Raw genomic sequence first — 17,842 nt, forward strand, 5'->3', positions numbered from 1 at the left:
CCTCGCGGCGACGCCCGCCGTTCACCTTCATGTCACGTTGCGGTCCGACCGCCGTTCTAATCTCGGCGGGTGACCGAACTGCGCGACGCCGTCGACCTGAGCACGTCCATCGGACGTGAGGAGCTGGCCCATGTGGTCGACCTCGCGGACACGTCGGGTTTCACCGTCGACGACTCCGACGACGACGATCCCCGCCTGATCCTGCGTAGCGACCACTCCGTCGTCGACACCTGGCGGGAGGGGTACCCGTACGACGAGCGGATGACGCGCGGCGACTACGAACTCGAGAAGCGGCTGCTGCAGATCGAGCTGCTCAAGCTGCAGAACTGGGCGAAGGACACCGGCGCCCGGGTGGTCATCCTGTTCGAGGGCCGCGACGCCGCGGGTAAGGGCGGCACCATCAAGCGCTTCATGGAGCACCTGAACCCGCGCGGCGCCCGGGTGGTCGCGTTGGAGAAGCCGTCCGAGCGCGAGTCGACGCAGTGGTACTTCCAGCGCTACGTGTCGCACCTGCCGGCCGCCGGCGAGATCGTGCTGTTCGACCGCTCCTGGTACAACCGCACCGGCGTCGAGCGGGTGATGGGTTTCGCGACCGACGCCCAGCACGCTCGGTTCGTCCGACAGGTCCCGCTGTTCGAGAAGATGCTCATCGACGACGGCGTCCACCTCGTGAAGTTCTGGTTCTCGGTGACCGCGCTCGAGCAGCGCACCCGGTTCGCGATCCGGCAGGTCGACCCGGTGCGGCAGTGGAAGCTGTCGCCGATGGATCTCGCCTCGCTCGACAAGTGGGACGACTACACCGCGGCCAAGGAGGAGATGTTCTCCCACACCGACACCGATCACGCGCCGTGGACCGTGGTGAAGAGCAACGACAAGAAGCGCGCCCGCGTGAACGCCATGCGCCACGTGCTGAACCTCTTCGACTACTCCGGGAAGGATGCCGAGGTCGTCGGCACCCCCGACCCGCTGATCGTGGGACGCGCGCGCGACCTGCTGGGGGAGTAGCGGCACCCGCTGGGGCGGGATCGGTAGCGTGGGGCGCGTGCGGACTTTTGGTGCGGGACTGGCGACCCTGATCGCGATCAGCGCGATGGTGGGGGCGTTGCCGTCGTTGTGGGTGCACTATCGCGTGGTCGACCGGGAGGGGTTCACGTCGTTCGTGTCGCCGATGGCGCACGATCGGCAGATCCAGGATCTGATGGCCGACGAGATCGCCGCGCAGATCTCCGATCAGACCGGTGGGACGCTCAGCGCCACGCTGGTGCGCCCCGCGACCGGGGCCTACACACGTAGTGATCAGTTCGTCGCCGACTTCGCTGATGTGCTGGGCCAGCAGCATGATTGGCTGTTCACCGAGCCCACCACCGATGCCGAACGCAACGGCGTCCTCACCCTCGATCTCACCGAGATGGTGAACCGCGCGATCCGGGACTTCGGCATCAGCGGTGTACGCGTCACCCAGCCCGTCGAGATCCCGCTGAGCGAGTCGCGCCGCAGCGGCCTCGAGGCCGGTCGGTACGCGACAGCGGGGGACCAGGTCACGCGCATCGCCTTCGTCGCCGCGGGCATCGCGGCGGTGTTCGCGCTGCTCGCGCTGATCCTGGCCCGTCGGCGCGGGTTCACCCTCGCTGCGCTCGGTGTGGGTGCGGTGATCGCCGGTGCGGTCAGCTGGGTGCTCGGCGTGTTCGCCCGGGGTCGCGCGGACGACGAGGTCGCCGGCGCCCAGAGTTCGGCCAAACAGATAGCGCGCATCGTCATCGACTCCTCCATCGACGACCTGCACCACACCTCCCTGATCGTCGGTGGCGTCGGCGTCGCCGCGATCGCCGTCGGCATCCTGGTCTCCCTCACCCTCGAGCGCTCCCGCCGCTGACCAGGTCCAGCCGGTTACGCCGACCGTGTCGATTGTGCTGACTGTGCGACGCAAGCCAAAGTTGCTGACTGTGTGGAAACGGTCGTCGACTGTCCTGGCGGTACTGACTGTGTGGAAACGGTCGTCGAGTGTGCTGACAGCTCACCGCACGCCGAGAACGAGACAACGCACACTCGGCGTCCGGCTTCCGCACCGTCAGCGGCAGTAGAACGCAACCCCGCACCCGAAATGCGATCACGTGCAACAACATTCACGATAATCAACCTCCCATCCCTCGAACACGCGTGCTAGAATAGACGTACAATCACACCTGGGGAGGAGCGTCACCGTGAACGAACTCGTAGCGGATTACGCTGCCCTGGAGCAGATCTTGGACAAGATCGCTGCATCCGACTCCACAGCGTGCGACGAGGAGACCGTCGCCGAATTGGCGATCCGCCACGAACACGCCATCCGCCGAATGGAATCCATCGGCAATCAGCGCATCCTCGAGGTCTCCGATCGCGACGCCCACCGGACCGTGGGATGCGTGACCGTCACCGAGTTCCTCCAGACCAAGCTGCGCATCACCCACCCCAAAAAGCGCCTCGACATGGTCCGATCGCTCGAACCCATGCGCGCGATGACCGGCGAGAAACTGCCACCGGTATGCCCGAACAGCGCCCGCGAGTTGGCGGCCGGAACCATCGGAGCCGACCATGTCCACGCAATCCTCGACGTGTTGAAGAAGATCCCGTCAGCGGTCGGTGCCGAACAGCGGGCGTTCGCCGAACAGACTCTCGCCGAGTTCGCGACGACGTTGACGCCGAAAGAGATCGGCGCCGCCGGTGTGCGGATCCTGGCGCATCTCGACCCCGACGGGCAACTGACCGACGACCGTGATCGCGCCAGGAATCGGAAACTGAACCTCGGGTGCCAGGACTCGCAGTTGATGTCGAAGCTGACAGCGACGCTCGATCCGATCACGCGTGCTCTGTTTGATGTGGTGTTGGCGAAGTGGGCTGCGCCCGGCATGAACAACCCCGACGACGACCAGTCACCCGAAGGTGACCATGAGGACGCGAACCCCGAGCTGCTGAAGGAAGCAGCCGACCGCGACTGCCGCTCGCAGAGTCAGCGGAACCACGACGCATTCAAAGCTTTACTCGATGCCGCGGTCAACGGCGGCCTCCTCGGTGGGTCGCACCGGGGGTTGCCGCCACAGATCATCGTGTCCATCACCGACGCACAACTCCGTGAGCATGCTGGTGTCGCACGCACCGCGACCGGCAGTGACCTCCCGATCAGCGACGTGATCAAACTGGCCACCGACGCACAGCCCCACCTCGCCGTGTTCGACGATGTCACAGGCGAACCGTTGTTCTTCGGCCGCGGTCGGCGTCTCGCGTCGCAGGCGCAGCGGTTGATGGCCTTCGCCCAGTACAAGGGCTGCAGCAAGGACGACTGCACGACACCGTTCGCGCACACCGAAATGCACCACGCGGAGACCGATTGGGCCGACGGCGGACACACCGACTCGCCACACATGGCTCCCGCGTGCGGACGCCACAACCGGGCCGTCGGTGCTGAACCCCACCAGTGGGCGACGGAGAAGATCACCGACGGCCCCGACCGCGGCCGCTATGGCTGGCGTCGTAACACCGACCCACCGGAGACGCTTCGCGCCAATCAATTGCACCGGATCGACGAACTTTTCGAGCGATACCGGAACCTGCCTGATGATGTCCCGGCGCCGAAACGGTGCTTCGACATCACCTGGCCCGGGGTTCTGATGTACCCGGCTGCTTAGTGGGTGGTCGCGTTCAACTGCCGCTGACTGTGCGGAAAGCCTTCGTCGAGTGTGCGTTGTTCTTCTCGCCGGTCACTGAGCGCTGTCAGCACACTCGACTCGACTTTCCACACACTCAGCCGTACCACTCGACTTGGCTTTCCACACACTCAGCCCTGCGTGCTGCGGGAACCGACCGTCTGCCGGAGGAACTCGTAGGCCAGAGCCGACTTGAAGGCCGACTGTTTGTTGTCGGCCGCGCCGCCGTGGCCGCCCTCGATGTTCTCGTAGTACCTCACGCGATGGCCCAGTTCCTCCATGCGCGCGGTGAACTTGCGGGCGTGACCCGGGTGCACACGATCGTCGCGGGTGGAGGTCGTCATCAGCAGGTCGGGATACCGCGCACCGGCGACGATCCGCTGGTACGGCGAGTAGGTCGACAGGAACTCCCACTCCGCGGGGTCGTCGGGGTTGCCGTACTCGGCCACCCACGACGCGCCCGCGAGCAGCAGGTGGTAGCGCTTCATGTCGAGCAGCGGTACCTGACACACGATGGCGCCGAACAACTCCGGGTATCTCGTCACCATCACACCCATCAGCAGTCCGCCGTTCGACCCGCCCTGTGCGGCCAAGCGATCCGGTGAGGTGAGCCCGCGTGTGACGAGGTCCTTCGCCACCGACGAGAAGTCCTCGAACACCAGGTGACGGCCGGCCTTGAGTGCCTGGGTGTGCCACGACGGGCCGTACTCGCCGCCGCCGCGGATGTTCGCGATGACGTAGATCCCGCCCCGCGTGATCCAGCTCCGCGCGGAGATCGCCGCATAGCCCGGCGTCATCGAGTTCTCGAATCCGCCGTAGCCGTAGAGCAGCGTCGGCCCGTCGGTGACGTCGTCGCGCTTCACCACGAAGTACGGCACCGACGTGCCGTCGTCGGAAGTCGCGAAATGCTGCGTCGCGGAGATGCCGTCGGCGTCGAAATGGGCCGGACTCTGCTTGAGCGGAGCCACACCGTCGACGGTGGTGCCGTGCAGCAGGGTCGGCGGAGTGGTGAAGCTGCTCGCCGACAGGAAGATCTCGTCACCGACGTCGGGATCGGTGTCGAGGACGGAGATCGTCGCCAGCGCCGGCAACCCCGCGAGGTCGGCGCGCGCCCAGTCGCCGAGCGTCAACAGATGGACCTCGGTCTGCACGTCGTGCAGCGTCACGAGCACCAGGTGCGACGCGGTCGCCCGCACATCCTGGAGGCTGGTGTGCGCGTCGGGGGCGAACAACACCCGCCCCGACGACTCCTCGCCGGCGAGGAACCGCGGGTAGTCGAAGACCACGAGAGTGCCTGCCGGATGGGTGGTCTCGCCCGTCGTCCAGTCCGAACGGGTCAGCACGAACAGCCAGTCGTGCCGGATCACGGTGTGGGCGTCGTCGGGCACGGCGATCTCGATCAGCTCGCCGTCGCGCACCTCATAGGTGACCTGATGGAAGAAGTCGACGGCCCGCACCAGGAAGTCGCGCTCCCAGCCGGGTGTCGCGTCGTGGCTGATCTGCACCGCGACATCCGAGCGTTCCCCGGCGAACACCGTCTGCGCCTCGGCCAGCGGTGTCCCGCGGGTCCAGCGCTTGGCGATACGGGGGTACCCCGACTCGGTCAGCGACGACACGCCGTCGGCGTCGGGGCCGAAATCGGTTCCCACGAAGATGGTGTCGCGGTCGATCCACCCGACGTCGGACTTCTCCTCGGGCAGCGCGAACCCGCGCTCGGGCCCATCGGGATCGACCCAGGTGCGTGACACGAGGTCGAACTCGCGGACGACGGCGGCATCGGCGCCGCCGCGCGACAACGACACCAACGCGCGCTCGTGATCGGGTCGCAGGACGGCCGCGCCCTGCCACACCCAGTTCTCGTCCTCGGCCGCGGCGACGGCGTCGAGATCGATCAGCACGTCCCAGTCGGGGCGGTCGGTGCGATACGACTCGAGCGTGGTGCGACGCCACAGCCCACGGGTGTTGGTGGCGTCGCGCCAGTAGTTGTAGAGGTGCTCACCGCGCCTGCGCACGTAGGGGATGCGGTCGTCGGTGTCGAGGATCTCCAGCGCCGAGGCCTGGAGCTCGGCGAAACGCTCGCCACCGGTGAGTTCGTCGAGCGTGGGCTGGTTGTGTTCGCGCACCCACGCCAGCGACTGTTCGCCGGTGACCTCCTCGAGCCAGAGGTACGGATCGTCGGGGTTGCTCGCCGTGTCGGTCACCCACCCGATTGTGTCAGGCGCCCGATCAGCGGAACCGATCGCGCAGCGTGGCATCGGTCTCCCACCACAGGGCGGGCGGTGCGTCGGCATCGGCGCGATCACCGGCGTCGTCACCCGCGGGCACCGACGTCGCCGACGGAGGACGCCCCGCATCGATCTGCGCGTCGATCTCGGCGTCGATCTCCAGGGCTCGGCGGGTCTGCTCGGTGCGGAACCGACTCATCAGGGTCAGCAGGAACGGCAGGCCCACCACGTCGCCGAGGACCCACAGGATGCCCGCTCCGATGATCTGATCGGTGCGCAGCGACGGACCCCATGTGCGGTCGAGGGCGGCGTACCAGCCGTGCGCGATGTCGCCTCCCTGCCAGATGACGACCCCGAGCAGGCCGTCGCCGATCGTCTCGACCAGCGTGATCAGCAGCGACAGGGCCTGGGGGAACCGGCGCGGCACCGGGTCGACCTGCAACCGCGACCAGAAGTATCCGAAGCCGATCACCACGAACAGCAGGCGGGTGACGATGTCGAGGGCCGTACCGCGCAGCACCGCGGAGTACCAGCCGGTGAGGTAGAACAGCCACGGCGTGATCAGCACCGCGGCCGAGGTGACCGCCGGATAGGTCAGCACCCGCGCGCCCCTCGATGCCATCGCCGCGTCGAACCGCCGCCTGCCGCGCGGCCCCAGAGCATCGCGCGCGACCGTGAGCGGCATCCCCGCGGCCAGCCCGAACGGCACGATCAGCAGCAGGATCACCACCTGCAGCGCGCGCACCCAGAACAGCACATCGGCGTACGCCCCGACGAAACTCGCCGTCGAGACCACCCACACGCCGACACCCATCACGGTGAACACCGCGCCCCGACCCGCCGACACCGTCGACCGCCGCCACGCCCACCAGTACGCGGCAAGCACGACAAGGCAGACACCGAGCGTGACGACATCGAGATGACCTGTGGTCAGGGCGGATTCGACGGTCAGCGGACGGTGGACGACAGACATCGTCGGAGTATGTTCCCGGGCGCGGCCGGCCCACAACCTCGGCGACCGAAGCGCGGAGAATGTCGGCTCCTCGACCGGGCCCTTGCGCCGTGCGCGAACTTGTGCCGGTCGGCCTGCGTGGGCCGATGCAGGCAACGTAGGCTGGCGCCCGTGGCTGAACACTTTGACACAGTTGTCCTCGGCGCAGGTCCGGGAGGGTACGTCGCCGCGATCCGGTGCGCCCAGCTCGGGCAGAAAGTCGCCGTCATCGAAGAGAAGTACTGGGGCGGTGTGTGCCTCAACGTCGGGTGCATCCCGTCGAAGGCGTTGCTGCGCAACGCCGAGCTCGCCCACATCTTCCATTCACAGGCGAAGACCTTCGGCATCTCCGGTGAGGTGACCTTCGATTTCGGCGCGGCCTACGACCGCAGCCGCAAGGTCTCCGAGGGGATCGTCAAGGGCGTCCACTTCCTGATGAAGAAGAACAAGATCACCGAGATCGACGGCTACGGGGTGTTCACCGGCCCGAAGGCGATCACGGTGGGCGACGATCGCGAGGTCACGTTCGACAACGTCATCATCGACACCGGCTCCTACGTCAAGCTGCTGCCCGGTGTGGAACTGTCCGACAACGTCGTGACCTACGAGTCGCAGATCCTCACCCGCGAGCTCCCGGAGTCGATCGCGATCGTCGGTGCCGGCGCCATCGGCATGGAGTTCGGCTACGTGCTGGCCAACTACGGCGTCGACGTGACCATCATCGAGTTCCTCGACCGCGTGCTGCCCAACGAGGACAAGGACTCCTCGAAGGAGCTGGCCAAGCAGTACAAGAAGCTCGGCGTGAAGATCCTGACCTCGACCAAGGTGAACAAGGTCGACGATCAGGGGTCGAAGGTCGTCGTCAGCTACACCGACGCCAAGGGCAACGACAGCGACCTCACGGTCGACAAGGTGATGATGTCGGTCGGGTTCGCGCCGCGGGTCGAGGGCTTCGGCCTCGACAAGACCGGTGTCGAGCTGACCGAGCGCGGTGCCATCGCGATCGACGAGTACATGCGCACCAATGTCGACGGCATCTACGCGATCGGTGACGTCACCGCCAAGCTGATGCTCGCGCACGTCGCCGAGGCGCAGGGCGTGGTCGCCGCCGAGACCATCTCCGGCGCCGAGACGATGCCGCTGGGCGATTACCGGATGATGCCGCGCGCGACGTTCTGTCAGCCGCAGGTCGCCTCGTTCGGTCTCACCGAGGAGCAGGCCAAGGACGAGGGCTACGACGTGAAGGTCACCACCTTCCCGTTCACCGCCAACGGCAAGGCGCAGGGACTCGGCGAGCCCGCGGGCTTCGTCAAGCTCATCACCGACACCACCCACGACGAGCTCATCGGTGGACACCTGGTGGGCGACAACGTGTCCGAGATGCTCCCCGAGCTGACCCTGGCCCAGAAGTGGGATCTCACCGCGCACGAACTCGCGCGCAACGTGCACACGCACCCCACCCTGTCGGAGGCTATGCAGGAGACGTTCCACGGCGCCGTCGGGCACATGATCAACCTGTAGATCGTCACCCTCGGTGGACGGTGAGCTGACCAGGGAGTGGGAACCGCCCTGGCCGCTCGACATCCGCCGCACCCTCGCGCTGCACCGTCGTGGAAGTGGCGACCCGTCGTTCCGCTTCGCGCCCGACGGCTCGGTCTGGAAGACCAGCCACACCCCCGACGGTCCCGGCACGATGGCCATCACCCGACGCTCGGGTGTGGTGACCGGGCACGGCTGGGGCCCGGGGGCGGCGTGGCTGCTCGAGCACCTGCCGTCGCTGCTCGGTGCGGAGGATGATCCGTCGGCGCTGATCGCTCGCGACGCGGTTGTCGCCGTCCTCCAGCGGCAGGCGGAGCACGCGGGCGTACGGCTGGGGCGCACCGACCGCGTGTGGGAGGCGCTGGTGCCGGCCATCCTCGAGCAGAAGGTGCTCGGGCGTGAGGCGTGGCGTGCCTGGCGATACCTGGTGCGGCGCTTCGGTGAACCGGCACCCGGCCCCGCCGACGGACCGTCGGCGGACATGAGAGTGCCACCCCCGCAGCGGGACTGGGCCGACATCCCCAGCTGGGAATGGCATCGCAGCGGGATCGAACCGGTGCGCATGCGCACCATCCGCGGCGCCACGGCCCTGGACGTCGAACGTCACCACACCAAGCTCACGCTGCTGCGCGGCGTGGGTCGGTGGACCGAATCGGAGGTGCGGTGCCGCGCGCTGGGCGATCCCGATGTGGTGCCCGTGGGCGACTACCACGTGTGCAAGACCGTGGGCCAGACCCTCATCGGAGAACCGGTCGACGACGAGGGGATGCTCGAACTGCTCGAACCCTATGCCGGACAGCGCTATCGCGTCGTGCGCCTCATCGAGCTGTACGGCACCCGCCCGGAACGGCGCGGCCCTCGCATGTCGGTGCGGGACTACCGGTCGTTCTGACGCGGCCGGTCAGGCTCACTCGAATCCGGAGGACACCGGCGGTTCCCGGACGTCGTCGCCCGCGCTGCGGAGCCGACGCAGCGAGAACGACTCCGTCGACGGGTCCCAGGCGCGGGTGATCGGGAGTCGGGCGGTGTTGAGCACGGCCTGGGCGACGACGATGACCGTGGTGAGGCGGGCCAGGCCGCGTTTGCCGTGCAGACGATAGGTGCGCGGGATACACAGGGCGTACCGCAGGAAATCGCGCGGGCCCGACAGGAGCCGACGCCCCGACACCCCCGCCGCCATCCCGGGGACGAGGGCGACGACCCAGCCCGCGGCCTTCAGGTTCAGGCTCAGATCGAGGTCCTCGTAGACGTCGCGTCGGTAGGAGACAGCGTCTTTGACCGTGTCCCACGCAGCTGTCCGCAACGCGGTGTTCGCTCCGCTGACCTGCACTATCGAGACTGGTGCACCGTCTACCGACGCACGGGCGGCGCGGTCGTCGTGGTCACGGGCGCGTTTGCGGTACCAGCCCTGGTGTGGCAGGTCGTAGATCACCGCGGGGCCGGTACCCGCGCCGACCTCGGGGTGTCGTGCGAACATCGTCTCGATCGCATCGGCCCAGCCCGGCGACACGCGGGTGTCGGCGTCGATGCCCGCGATGACGTCCCCGGTCGCGGCGTTGAAGCCCGCGTATCGCGCGTGCGACAGACCCGGCACCGGTTCGGCCAGCAGCCGGATGGCCGGATGGTCGCGCGCCATCTCGGTGACGATCTGCGCGGTCGCGTCGGTGCTGTTGTTGTCGACCACGATGATCTCGCCGACCGCCGGCCCCTGATCGAGGACGCAGCCGATGCAGTGCGCGATCGTGCGCTCTTCGTCGAGGGCGGGTATCACCACGGATATCGCCATGACTCAGACGGTACGTCCGCGCGACGCAGGAACCCGGGAGGTCAGTGCGCCGCGCCCGCCGCGTCGAAGGCCAGGATCGCCGACTGGGTCTGGGCGATGGAACGCGGACGGCTGAGGTCGAGCCCGATGGCCTCGGACACCTTCGTCATGCGGTTGTCGACGGTGTTCGGGTGGATCGACAGACGTCGCGCCGTCTCGCGTCGGTTCAGTCCGCAGGACATGTGGATCCGCAACGTCTCGAGCAGCTGCGCGTTGTCCTCCAGCGGGCGGATCATCGCCGCGAGCCGGTCGCGGGCGGGCCCGGGGCGGGTGACCTGGTACTCGATGACGAGATCGGCGAGGCCGTACAAGCCCGGGGGCTTGCCGATCGCGCGCGCGAGTTCGAGCAGTTCGTCGGCCTCGGCCGCGAGGCGCGGGACCTCGGTGGGGCCACCGACGACCGACGTGCACGTCACGTCGGCGCCCATCGCCCCGCGCAGCGCCTCGACCGTGTCGGTGTCGACGGCGTCGTCGGGTCGGTACAGCGGGACGATCACCGTGCCGCCGCGCGCCCCGAGTAGGCACAGTGCCCGATCACCGAGGACGTCGGCGACCACCGTGCGCAGGCGTCGCCACGTGGGGGCATCGGCGTCGGCGACGAGGGCCAGCACCTGGTAGCGCTCGGCGGGCGCGACACCGAACTCCGCGGACTGGTGGACGTGCATCCGCCCGGCCAGCACCTCGGTGACGAACGATTCGCGCGGCGAGTCGGTGGGCGGCGTGAGTTCGTGGTCGGCCTCGGCGACGAACGCCCTGGTCACGATGGAGATCACGCGTCCGCGGATGTCGATGAGCAGCGACAGGGCACGAAGCGTCTGCGCGCGGTCGACACCGTCGTCGGAGGCTGCGTCCGGGGAGGGGGCGCCGTCCGGCTCGGTCACGGCGCGCACGACGGTGTCGAAGGCGCTGCCGACGACCGACAGGATCGCCGACAGGTCGATGCCGTCACGCGTCCACATGGCGACCGCGGAGGCGATCGTCTGCGCGATGTCGTCGTCGGCGACCGCGGGCTCGAACTCCTCGGCATCGGCGACGGCGGCCATCGCCGCGGCCGCGATAGCGGACTCGAGGTGACCCGGGGTGTGGGCGGGGGCAGGCGTGCGACGCGAACCGACCAACGTCATCGCGGCGCAGGAGATGCGGACACCCAGGTGCTTGATGTCGGCGTCGATCCCGGTGGCACCGTTGCGGCCGCGCAACAGTTCTCGCACCGCGAAGCCGATCGCGGCCAGCGGACGTGCGTCGGGCCGCGCGAACGCGGTCGTCGTGGGTGTGTGTGCGTACATGTGGCTGCCCCTCCCGCATCAGTGCCCTCCCCGGCACGGGGACACGCTAACGCAGGACAGGTCGGCTCATGGCCGAATCGTCACATCGATTGTTGACACGTTCACATGTCAGATGGCTTGCGGGCGGTCACGAACTGGCCCTGGCCGGTGATCGTCTGCTCGATGTCGGTGAGGCCCGCCGCGGCGAGGCGGTCGGTGATCTCGTCGCGGTCGAAGATGCGGAACCCGGTCGCGCGGTTGAGCAGGCCGGTCCCGGGGACCGAGGTCAGACGCGTCCGCACGGTCGTGAACACGACGACCTCGCCGCCGGGCGCGACCACCCGCGCGAGCTCGTCGATCACGGCCATCGGGTCGGTGATCAGGTAGAGCGCGGCGAGGCAGGCGACGGTGTCGAAGGTGTTGTCGAAGAACGGCAGTGCGTGGGCGTCACCACGGACGTACGCCACCTGCGGACCGGTGTTGTCGAGTACGGCACGACCGAGCATCGGGGCCGAGAAGTCGAGCCCGACGGCGAGGCCCGCGCGGTCGAGGCCGGTGCCGAAACGCCGCGTGTAGTTGCCCGGGCCGCAGGCCACGTCGAGGATCATCCGGTCACCGGGACGGCTCAGCCGTGCGGTGAGCTGCTTGTCGAAGGCGGCGGTGGAGGTGCCGCCCAGGCTGAACAGACGCGTGAACACCGGTCGCCACGCGCGTTCGTACACCTCGGCGAACACCGGGTTCTGCATCATCCGCAGGCTCAGCGACTGGGCCGTCTCGGGTGGGGGCAGCACGTCGAGGTAGCCCGAGGACTCGTCGCGCACGGGCACCGTCAGCAGCGCGCGGACCCGGTCGGCGGCCGAACCGATCGGCCGAGGTGTCATCGGTCGCGCTCGATGCGCAGGGTCCCGATCGTGGTGGCCAACGAGTCGTACTGGTTGACCAGCATGACCAGGCCGATCTGCTGTTTCGGCGTGAGGTGTCCCCGCAGCGCGTCCCAGTTGTGGTCGGAGATGTCGCGGTCGCCCACCAGTTCGTCGACGGCGGTGAGGATCGCGCGTTCGCGTTCGCCGAAGCCCGCGTCGGGACCCTCCATGATCCGTTCGGCCAGCGCGCGGTCGATGCCGGCACGCTTGCCCATGCGCAGATGGTGGTCGAGTTCGTAGGCGCACTGCCGGAGGTGGGCGGTGCGGATGATGACCATCTCGGTCTCCTTGCGCGACAGCGGCCCGAACGGCATGAGGCGACCGGAGTAGTGCAGCCATCCCCGGAACAGTCCGCCGGTGCGGCCGAGGGTGGAGAAGATGTGCATGTCGCTCACCCCCTGGGTGCGCGCCGCGGCGCGGCAGAACACCCAGTTGAACGGACCGAGTTGACGGAGATTGCCCGGGGCCACGCGAGGTTGGGTCACGCGTCCGAGGTTAGAGGGTCAGTCGATGAGATAGGGCGAGATGGTGCTGCGGTGCTCGTCGATCTGCAGGGTCGCGCCGAGTGCCGGGAATGCGCGCTGTGCGCAGTTCACGCGTTCGCACACCCGACAGCCCGCGCCGATCGGTGTCACCTGGGCCTGCGGACCGATCTCGAGCCCGTCGGAGTACACGAGCCGACCCGCATGGCGCAGTTCGCATCCCAGTCCGATGGCGAAGGTCTTGCCGGGCTGGCCGTAGCGCGCGGCGCGTCGCTCCACCGTGCGGGCAACCCAGAGGTAGGTGCGGCCGTCGGGCATCTGGGCGATCTGCGTGAGGATCTTGCCGGGGGAGGCGAAGGTCTCGTAGACGTTCCACAGCGGGCACGTGCCTCCGCTGGAGGAGAAGTGGAAACCCGTCGCCGACTGCCGTTTGGACATGTTGCCCGCGCGGTCGACCCGCACGAACGAGAACGGGATGCCGCGCAGGTTCGGCCGCTGCAGCGTCGACAGCCGGTGACAGATCGTCTCGTAGGACACCTGGTAGAACGCCGACAGTCGCTCGATGTCGTAGCGGAAATCCTCTGCTGCGCCGTGGAACTGGGAGTAGGGGAGCACAGCGGCGGCCGCGAAGTAGTTGGCCAGCCCCAGTCGGGCGAGGCTGCGGGCCTCGTCGTTGGTGAAGTTGCCCTCGTCGGCCAGCTTGTCGAGCAGGTCGCCGTACTCGAGGTAGGCCAGTTCGGCGGCGAGCTTGAACGTGCGCTGGCCACCGGAGAGGTGGCGGGAGATCTCGAGCCGTCGGGTGCGGGGGTCGAGGCGGTGCATGAGGGTGTCGCCCATGTCGACCCGCCGGACGATCTCGACGCCGTGCACCGTCTCGAGGCGGTTGTGGATCTCGCGGCGGACGTCGCCGGAGTGCATGCGCATCCGGGTGGCCATGTCCTCGGCCGCGACATCGAGCTCGTGCAGGTAGTTGTGGCGTTGGTAGAAGTAGTCGCGCACCTCCTCGTGGGGTGCGGTGATCGACCCGCGCATGCTGCCGTCGACGCGGTCGTCGGTGGCGGCGGCGAGTTGATCGGTGGCGATCCGGTAGCGCCGGTGCAGGTTCACCATCGCGCGGGCGAGATCGGGATGCGATCGCACCATCTCCGCGACGTCGGCGGTGTCGGTGTCGGCATCGAGATCGGGGTCGCCGAGCACCTCACGCATCTCGGCGATCAGCCGCACGTTGTCCTGCGAGCTGAAGAACTCCGCGTCGACGCCGAACACCTCGGTGATGCGGGCCAGCACCGAGTCGGTCAGCGGGCGGACGTCGTGCTCGATCTGGTTCAGATACGACGGCGAGATCGACAGTGTCCCGGCGAGCGCCACCTGCGACAGTCCGCGTTGCGACCGCAGCGCGCGTAGTCGGGACCCCACGAAGGTCTTGCCCCCGCGGTCGGTGTCGCCGCTCCGGTCCGGATCGCGGCCGGCAGTGGATGTGATCATGGTCACCACCTTCCTCTCGTCGCGGCGACGACCGCCGACGGCGGCGTGCGCAGCCCGCCGTGTCGATCGGACCGGTCGTGCGACAAAAACGCAGTACGGGCGTACTTTTTGCCCCGGGCGCCCGGCGGACTTCGCAGATCCATCTTCGCAGAGTTTGCAAATCTGTCACCTGTTGTGGCTCAGATTGGCACATCCAAGGTGTGGACCAGCACGTTTGGTGTGTGGCACCCTCGGTGCAGGCGGCGCCCTCGGGCGGCTCACCGGTTGCGAATCCGATCGGCGCAGAGCTGCACGAATCGCCGGGTACTCACACAGTCCCGGTGCCCCCGAACGGCGCACGGCGCCACCGGACAAGACCAAGTAGACGAAGTCGATGAAAGTGAAGTGGGCATGAGCAACACCGGAAAGCCGAGGACCACCGCGGAGATCCAGCAGGATTGGGACACCAATCCCCGCTGGAAGGGCATCACCCGCGAGTACACCGCCGAGCAGGTTTCCGAGCTCCAGGGCTCGGTCGTCGAGCAGAACACCCTCGCCAAGCGTGGCGCCGAGATCCTCTGGGACGGCGTGAACGGCGTCAACGGCGACGAGTACATCAACGCGCTCGGTGCACTCACCGGCAACATGGCCGTGCAGCAGGTGCGCGCCGGCCTCAAGGCCATCTACCTCTCGGGTTGGCAGGTCGCCGGTGACGCGAACCTGTCGGGCCACACCTACCCCGACCAGTCGCTCTACCCGGCCAACTCGGTGCCGTCGGTGGTCCGCCGCATCAACAACGCGATGCTGCGCGCCGACGAGATCGCCAAGGTCGAGGGCGACAACGCCGTCGACAACTGGGTCGTCCCGATCGTCGCCGACGGTGAGGCCGGCTTCGGTGGCGCGCTCAACGTCTACGAGCTGCAGAAGGCCATGATCGCCGCGGGTGCCGCCGGCACCCACTGGGAGGATCAGCTCGCCTCGGAGAAGAAGTGCGGCCACCTCGGTGGCAAGGTGCTCATCCCCACCCAGCAGCACATCCGCACGCTGACCTCGGCGCGCCTCGCGGCCGACGTCTCCGACACCCCGACCGTCGTCATCGCGCGTACCGACGCCGAGGCCGCCACCCTCATCACCTCCGATGTGGACGACCGTGACAAGCCGTTCCTCGACGGCAGCCGCACGGCCGAGGGCTTCTACGGCGTGAAGAAGGGCATCGAGCCCTGCATCGCCCGTGCGAAGGCCTACGCCCCGTACTCCGACCTCATCTGGATGGAGACCGGCAAGCCCGACCTGGAGCTCGCGAAGAAGTTCGCCGAGGCCGTCAAGGCCGACTTCCCCGACCAGCTGCTGGCCTACAACTGCAGCCCGTCGTTCAACTGGAAGCAGCACCTCGACGACGAGACCATCGCCAAGTTCCAGAACGAGCTCGGCGCCATGGGCTTCAAGTTCCAGTTCATCACCCTGGCCGGCTTCCACGCCCTCAACTACTCGATGTTCGATCTGGCCCACGGCTACGCCCGCAACCAGATGACCGCCTACGTCGAGCTGCAGGAGCGCGAGTTCGCCGCCGAGGAGCGCGGTTACACCGCCACCAAGCACCAGCGTGAGGTCGGTGCCGGTTACTTCGACCGCATCGCCACCACCGTCGACCCCAACACGTCGACCGCTGCGCTGAAGGGCTCCACCGAAGAGGGCCAGTTCCACTGAGCTAGCCCGCCACTCCGGAACTTCTCGCGACCAGTCAGGCGGCCCGCAGCGTCAGCTGCGGGCCGTCTGTCTTTCTGGTGATCAAGTTCAACCGTCCCCGAGCAGAGTTACCCCCATCTCGCCAATTCTCGTGTTGCGCGGGTCAACCACAGGAGTCACGGTGAGTGAGCCAGTGTCGCGGATCGGTGTCATCGGTTCGGGTCAGATGGGGGCCGGTATCGCCGAGGTGTGCGCCCGCGCCGGCACCGACGTCCTCGTGCACGACACCACCCGCGACCGCGTCGTCGGCGGTCGCACGCGCATCCTCGAATCCCTCGACCGCGGCGTGAGCAGCGGTGCGCTGACCGAACGCGAGCGCGAACAGGCCTGCGGCCGGCTGCGATTCACCACCGATCTCGACGAGTTCGCCGATCGTCAGATGGTGTGCGAGGCCGTCGTGGAGGACGAGTCGGTGAAGTCGGCGCTGTTCACCGCGCTCGACGCGATCGTCACCGACCCCGACGCCGTGCTCGCCTCGACGACCTCGTCGATCCCCATCACACGACTGGGCGCGGCGACCACCGACGGCCACCGTGTGATCGGCCTGCACTTCTTCCACCCCGTGTCGGTGCTGCCGCTGGTGGAGCTCGTCACCACCTCGAGCACGGCCGACGTGATCGCAGCGCGAGCCGAGCTGTTCGCCTCGGATGTGTTGGGCAAGCAGGTCATCCGTTCCGAGGACCGCTCCGGCTTCGTGGTCAACGCGCTGCTCGTCCCGTACCTCCTCTCGGCGATCCGCATGGTGGAGAACGGGCTCGTGACGGCCGAGGACGTGGACCGGGCGATGATGCTCGGCTGCGCGCACCCGATGGGCCCGATCAAACTGGCCGACCTCGTGGGCCTCGACACCGTGAAGGCCATCGCCGACACCCTCTTCGCCGAGTACGCCGAACCGCTCTACGCGCCGCCACCGCTGCTGCTGAGCATGGTCGACGCCGGCCGCCTCGGCCAGAAGTCCGGACGCGGCTTCTACCGCTACCCCGCAACCGCACAGGCGTAGCAGTTCGTCCCGCTGAGCGGGACGAACTGCTACCGATGCCCTGCTTGCAGCCGACTCACAGGGTGCGTCCAGGCTCGACGACGGTGTCGCGGCCAGGGTGGACGACATGATGATGCGACGGATGGTCGACATCCTGCGCTCGGCGCTGGTGTCGGTGACCTGGCTGGCGTTGCTGCTGGTGACCACGGTGCTGCAGCGGACCGCCGCCCCGGAGCGGGTCGCGGCGTGGCTGGCCGCGTCGTCGACCGACATCTCCCACCTGGTGTCCGATCCGGTCGCGGTGCTCCTCTCCAGCCTGACGTGGCTCGACGGCGCCTACTGGCTGCCCTACGCCGTGATGTTCGCGGTCGTCGTGATCGCGATGGAACGCCGACTGGGCGTCCGACGCTGGGCCGCACTGGGTCTCGCCGGACACATCGTCGGCACCGGCGTGAGTCAGGGCGCGCTGTGGGTGGCGATCGCGGTCGGCGCGACGTCCTCGTCGCAGATGTCGATGCGCGACATCGGGGTCAGCTACGCGATCTTCGCGTTCGTCGGCGGCGCGGCGCAGTTCGTCGAACCGCAGTGGCGACGGGCGTTCGCGACGACCGTCGTGGCGCTGGCGGGGGTCACCCTCGTCGTCGACCCCTCGGTGACGACGCTCGGGCACCTCGTGGCGATCACCACCGGGCTGCTGCTCGGTCCGGTGATCGTCGGTCCGCA

The 17,842-nt window shown here is 68.1% G+C and carries 14 protein-coding genes and 1 pseudogene; 8 read left to right on the plus strand and 7 right to left on the minus strand.

What is annotated here, in order from left to right:
- Positions 1-69: 69 nt before the first annotated feature.
- The 3 genes from ppk2 (at position 70) to TU34_RS04885 (ending at position 3,662) form a co-directional block, all read left to right on the plus strand.
- On the plus strand, positions 70-1,005 hold the full coding sequence (ppk2, locus tag TU34_RS04875) for a polyphosphate kinase 2 (protein ID WP_045821715.1): 936 nt from the start codon (positions 70-72) through the stop codon (positions 1,003-1,005).
- Between the two features lie 37 nt (positions 1,006-1,042).
- A complete protein-coding gene (locus TU34_RS04880) occupies positions 1,043-1,873 on the plus strand; it encodes a hypothetical protein (RefSeq protein WP_045821716.1) in 831 nt (276 codons plus the stop codon).
- 328 nt (positions 1,874-2,201) lie between these two features.
- Positions 2,202-3,662 carry an HNH endonuclease signature motif containing protein gene (locus TU34_RS04885; protein ID WP_052688743.1) on the plus strand — a complete coding sequence of 487 codons (1,461 nt, stop codon included), beginning with the start codon at positions 2,202-2,204 and terminating at the stop codon, positions 3,660-3,662.
- A 149-nt stretch (positions 3,663-3,811) separates the two neighbouring features.
- On the opposite strand, the gene TU34_RS04890 is transcribed toward TU34_RS04885, so the two are convergent.
- Together TU34_RS04890 and TU34_RS04895 are read right to left on the minus strand one after the other, a co-directional pair.
- On the minus strand, positions 3,812-5,935 hold the full coding sequence (locus tag TU34_RS04890; protein WP_082079856.1) for a prolyl oligopeptidase family serine peptidase: 2,124 nt from the start codon (positions 5,933-5,935) through the stop codon (positions 3,812-3,814).
- A complete protein-coding gene (locus TU34_RS04895; RefSeq protein WP_045821719.1) occupies positions 5,907-6,878 on the minus strand; it encodes a cytochrome c oxidase assembly protein in 972 nt (323 codons plus the stop codon). Before TU34_RS04895 ends, TU34_RS04890 begins: the two co-directional genes overlap by 29 nt.
- Before the next feature lie 150 nt (positions 6,879-7,028).
- Between TU34_RS04895 and lpdA the strand changes: the two genes are divergently transcribed.
- Together lpdA and TU34_RS04905 are read left to right on the plus strand one after the other, a co-directional pair.
- Positions 7,029-8,417 (plus strand): dihydrolipoyl dehydrogenase, encoded by a 1,389-nt coding sequence (gene lpdA, locus TU34_RS04900; protein ID WP_045821720.1) that lies wholly within the window; start codon positions 7,029-7,031, stop codon positions 8,415-8,417.
- Between the two features lie 13 nt (positions 8,418-8,430).
- Positions 8,431-9,327, plus strand: a complete 897-nt coding sequence (locus TU34_RS04905; protein ID WP_045821721.1) for a DNA-3-methyladenine glycosylase family protein — start codon at positions 8,431-8,433, stop codon at positions 9,325-9,327.
- A gap of 15 nt (positions 9,328-9,342) precedes the next feature.
- On the opposite strand, the gene TU34_RS04910 is transcribed toward TU34_RS04905, so the two are convergent.
- The 5 genes from TU34_RS04910 to ramB form a co-directional block, all read right to left on the minus strand.
- Positions 9,343-10,221: a glycosyltransferase family 2 protein gene (locus TU34_RS04910; protein WP_045821722.1), complete on the minus strand. Its 879-nt coding sequence runs from the start codon at positions 10,219-10,221 to the stop codon at positions 9,343-9,345.
- A 41-nt stretch (positions 10,222-10,262) separates the two neighbouring features.
- Entirely contained in the window at positions 10,263-11,546 is a 1,284-nt protein-coding gene (locus tag TU34_RS04915) for a PucR family transcriptional regulator (protein ID WP_045821723.1), read from the minus strand.
- 101 nt (positions 11,547-11,647) lie between these two features.
- Positions 11,648-12,406 carry a class I SAM-dependent methyltransferase gene (locus TU34_RS04920; RefSeq protein ID WP_082079857.1) on the minus strand — a complete coding sequence of 253 codons (759 nt, stop codon included), beginning with the start codon at positions 12,404-12,406 and terminating at the stop codon, positions 11,648-11,650.
- Complete coding sequence (locus TU34_RS04925) at positions 12,403-12,933, minus strand: carboxymuconolactone decarboxylase family protein (RefSeq protein WP_045821724.1); 531 nt, start codon at positions 12,931-12,933, stop codon at positions 12,403-12,405. The genes TU34_RS04920 and TU34_RS04925 overlap by 4 nt, the downstream gene beginning before the upstream one ends.
- Before the next feature lie 18 nt (positions 12,934-12,951).
- On the minus strand, positions 12,952-14,415 hold the full coding sequence (gene ramB, locus TU34_RS04930) for an acetate metabolism transcriptional regulator RamB (RefSeq protein WP_045821826.1): 1,464 nt from the start codon (positions 14,413-14,415) through the stop codon (positions 12,952-12,954).
- A gap of 390 nt (positions 14,416-14,805) precedes the next feature.
- Between ramB and aceA the strand changes: the two genes are divergently transcribed.
- From aceA to TU34_RS24545, 3 genes and pseudogenes are all read left to right on the plus strand, one after another.
- Positions 14,806-16,101, plus strand: a complete 1,296-nt coding sequence (aceA, locus tag TU34_RS04935) for an isocitrate lyase (RefSeq protein WP_045821725.1) — start codon at positions 14,806-14,808, stop codon at positions 16,099-16,101.
- Positions 16,102-16,261: 160 nt separating this feature from the next.
- Positions 16,262-17,140 carry a 3-hydroxybutyryl-CoA dehydrogenase gene (locus TU34_RS04940; protein WP_082079859.1) on the plus strand — a complete coding sequence of 293 codons (879 nt, stop codon included), beginning with the start codon at positions 16,262-16,264 and terminating at the stop codon, positions 17,138-17,140.
- A 121-nt stretch (positions 17,141-17,261) separates the two neighbouring features.
- Positions 17,262-17,825: pseudogene (locus tag TU34_RS24545) on the plus strand (rhomboid-like protein); the annotation flags it as partial.
- Positions 17,826-17,842 lie beyond the last annotated feature (17 nt).

Source organism: Williamsia herbipolensis (genome assembly GCF_000964005.1).
Lineage (GTDB): Bacteria > Actinomycetota > Actinomycetes > Mycobacteriales > Mycobacteriaceae > Williamsia_A > Williamsia_A herbipolensis.